The organism is Methylocystis sp., from assembly GCF_051061225.1.
GTDB lineage: Bacteria > Pseudomonadota > Alphaproteobacteria > Rhizobiales > Beijerinckiaceae > Methylocystis.
The window spans coordinates 1-3,513 of record NZ_JBPFEB010000142.1 but is presented as its reverse complement, the minus strand read 5'-3'; the positions used below and the strand labels follow the sequence as shown (position 1 = coordinate 3,513).

At 58.8% G+C, this 3,513-nt stretch carries 4 protein-coding genes; all 4 read right to left on the bottom strand.

The genetic code is table 11. The features are described 5' to 3' along the window. Positions 1–383 precede the first annotated feature (383 nt). A complete protein-coding gene (locus tag ACR652_RS24300; protein ID WP_434509044.1) occupies positions 384–1,268 on the bottom strand; it encodes a transglutaminase family protein in 885 nt (294 codons plus the stop codon). 159 nt (positions 1,269–1,427) lie between these two features. Then, entirely contained in the window at positions 1,428–1,826 is a 399-nt protein-coding gene (locus ACR652_RS24295) for a hypothetical protein (protein WP_434509043.1), read from the bottom strand. Positions 1,827–1,862: 36 nt separating this feature from the next. Further along, the gene (locus ACR652_RS24290; RefSeq protein WP_434509042.1) at positions 1,863–2,093 is read right to left on the bottom strand and encodes a hypothetical protein; all 231 of its coding nucleotides are present in this window, start codon (positions 2,091–2,093) and stop codon (positions 1,863–1,865) included. A gap of 574 nt (positions 2,094–2,667) precedes the next feature. Further along, the coding region (locus ACR652_RS24285; protein WP_434509041.1) for a response regulator at positions 2,668–3,513 on the bottom strand (846 nt) is incomplete at its 5' end.

Below are 3,513 nucleotides of genomic sequence, written 5' to 3'. Positions count from 1 at the left end.
GCCGTCGATTTTGTCGCCGCTCTGGTCGGGCTACGCCCTCCCGCCGCCGCGACAAAATCGACCCGCCCCGCGTTCGGCAAACCCCGGCAGAGATCCACTCAAAATCCGCGGGGACCTGTCCAGACAAGCGGGGCCAGCTCTGTCGTGTTTGCGAGAGACACCAATATTCCAAACGTTGCCGCTGCAATATGTTTTGCTGTTTTCACTTTGATTCCTCCGTCGCCCACTCGCAGATGCAAGCAGCGAACTTGAGTTCTGCCCCCGATTTTTCGTCGGCAATTTGTGCCTTGAAGCATAGATATGCTGCAGTGCACAAAAATCAATGGCCCCGCGATAAATCGCTGGGGATCATTTTTCGGCGATATGAGCCGCACTGTAATTACTTAAATGCTAACATTTCTGTTCTGCGATGTGACGAGGACCTGCACTGACATTCCCCGAGACGCATCATCCGGTCCTGCGAAACTACCGGCTATTGGTATTACCTGCTGAATGTTGCGCCCGACGGCCACGGGGATAAGATTGCAACCGCCGACAGCGCGGTTGGTCGGATCGAAAGTGATCCAGCCCGCGCCGGGCACATAAACTTCCGCCCAGGCATGGGTCGAGCCTGCGTCACTTGAGCCCACCATTTCCTGATTCGGATTGTAGAGATAGCCGGAGACGATCCGCGCCCCGAATCCAAGGCAGCGCGCTGCTTCAACGAAAAAGACCGCAAAATCCCTGCAGGATCCCCAGCCGCGCTCCAGAGTTTCGTCCGGCGCCTGGGTCCCCTCGTCGTCCCGACTCTGATAGCTGATCCATGCTGAAAGGCCGGCGCTGAGGTCTTTGAGCAGGGAGAGAGTATCCGTTGGATTGCCCCTGATGAAGGCGCAAGCCCAGTCTCGCAAACGTCCTGAAGGGTCCGGATATTGTAGGATCGTTAAGGCTCCGAGATCAGTCCATTCCTCCTCGGAATATCGGAAAGGAAAGAAAATCGCGGTGGCGGCGATGTCGAAAATCGGCCAGGCGCTGGACTCGAGTTCGAGTTCAGTGACGCTATCGATCGAGAGATTGTCGGACATGGTCTGAAAGGTGGCAGTCGCAACGGCATTGCCAAAGACATCCTGAGCCCACGTCACCGCTGCGGCAGGAGCGACGGTCAAATTGCTCGAGATCAGGCGAAGTTCCCGGCTTTCACGTGGGCGAAGCATCAAACGGTGAGCTCCGAAGCTTACCGGCTGACTGTAACGATAGATTGTTCTGTGGTGAATCCTGAGCGTGATCAACGCAAGCTCCAAGATCGGGACATTGCAAGCCCTCTTCGGCACGGACGCTAGCCTGCCTTACATATATAACAAGCAGATTATGACACGCCCTCATGAATCCCCTCATTTTCGCGGCTACAAATCGATCCCGTGAAGCGGAGACGATGGGGAGGAAGGAAGTCATCTTGAGCCGTATCCGATCCATCTCAACGGCAAGTCGCCATAGCCATTAGCCAAGGTTCCGAACAGGATGAGGGCCACGCCGATGACGCGCTCGGCCACGACGTCATGCACAACTCCAGGACGCGCGATGACGTGCGCCGCTATCTGTCGCTGAAGGTGCGCGCTGGACGCCTGGGCCGAGAGATGGTGCCCTGGCATTTGACGATCGACGGTTTCCCGCAGGCCGACCCGAAAGTAAGGTCGCGCAGTAACGACAATGCCTAAAGTTATCACCGCCGCGCCGAAGCGCATCGCAATTGATGGATCATGCGTGGCGATAAACCAGACGATATGCCCAGCGGCTAGGATGAGGAAGGCCACCGCATAGCTGACCCAGGTCCACCAATGAACGTTCATGTGCGCCTCACGGCTGGCGGGAACGGCGAGTGCATTTCAATGCCCCCGGGAGCGCAATTCGGCTTCCATCGCCCGCACGTCCGACTCCAGCGTCCTGATCGTCGTCACATGGTGTCGACGGGACCGCTCCCGCGCGGGCCGGTCCTGCGGGAGGCCACCCTGGGTGGCGAGATGCGCCAAGACGCGCCGCTCCCCGCCGATCGCCCGCTCCCTCGCCGCGATGCCTGCGTAGATTTCCGCGACGCTCTGGTCGCCGTGCGTTTCCATATCCGCTCCTGCTGATTTATCTTGGAGGATATTATCATATATTGGCGCGGGGCGCTTTCACGTTGATTGATGTCACGCCTATCAAGAAATGGTCGGAGGCCACCAGTAGGCGCCAGCCGCCTTGGCAGGATTTGGCTTTCCCGAGATCCAGGGCAGGTCGTTTTCCCACCGGCTATAAAGCTCGTGGACAATCAGCGTTGAAGCCTGGCGTCGGGCGCTGAGACGAGTCGGTGGGTCGCAGCCTCCGATTCGCGTCTAAACGGCCATAGCTCAGCGATGCGGTCGACCGTCCAGGTTTCCGTCTACGAGACGGAGACAATTTTAGATTTGCAGAATTCCAGGCGCAGATGTTCCCAACGGCAGGCGAGCGTTGCAGGTCCACCGGGCCGGTCGCGCTCCCTAAGCTTGCGATACGCGGCATTGGAGAATGCCGCGCCAGCCGACTAGATGCCGTCCGAGACGTTCCGCGCTGCGACTATCCTCGAAACGGTGGAACGACGATCGGCGACCCGGCGCCGCCTGAGGGGCGGTCGTTTCGCAGATCTTCATTGACCCCCTCTCCGCGAATAAGCTTTCAACCTTTCGAGGCGGCCGCGAGAGCTAATCGGGCTAGCTCCGGGATCGATTTCGCGCCCATCTTTTTCATGATCGAAGCACGATGATTCTCGACAGTGCGTTGGCTAATGCCAAGATCGGCGGCAATATTCTTGCTGGGGTGTCCAGCGACAACCAATTCCATAATCTGCCGCTGTCGAACCGTCAGGCCAGCCGCGTGAGCGGCGGCGCTTTTTTGCCATGCGAACAACTTGCTTGCATCCTGTCCGTGTTCGAGCGCGCGCCTGATGCAGGCGAGCAGGTCGTCGCGGCCGATCGGCTTCTCAACGAAATCCAAAGCTCCTGCCTTCATGGCGTCGACAGCCATCGTGACGTCGGCGGCTCCGGTGAGCATGATGATCGGCGGATGGACGCCGCGTTTCTGCAGCCGTTTCAGCAAGTCGAGTCCGCTCATCCCAGGAAGATAGGCGTCGAGCAGCAGACAGCCCTCTCGGCCCGGGCGATAGGCTTCGAGGAACCCTTCGCAGCTGTCGAATTCCTCGACGACCCGTCCATCGTCTGCGAGCACTTCCCGCAGCGTCTCGCGGACTCTCTTGTCGTCATCGACGACAAAGATGACGGCCGGTTCCCGATCCGGGGTCCCTTCGCCTGTGTTTGGAACAAGCGTGCGTGATAACTCTGGGAAAACGGGCTGCGCAAGAAGCCGTTCGGCGACCTGCATCAACTCGGCTGATTTAACGGGCTTGTTGAGCTGAACGCAATCGCCGCTCGCGATCTTGTGCAAGGCGCCCGTCGATATATCGCCGGTTAGAATAATGACCGGAATCTGGCGGTGAAGTCTTTTTCGAACCGTCCCGGCGGCGTC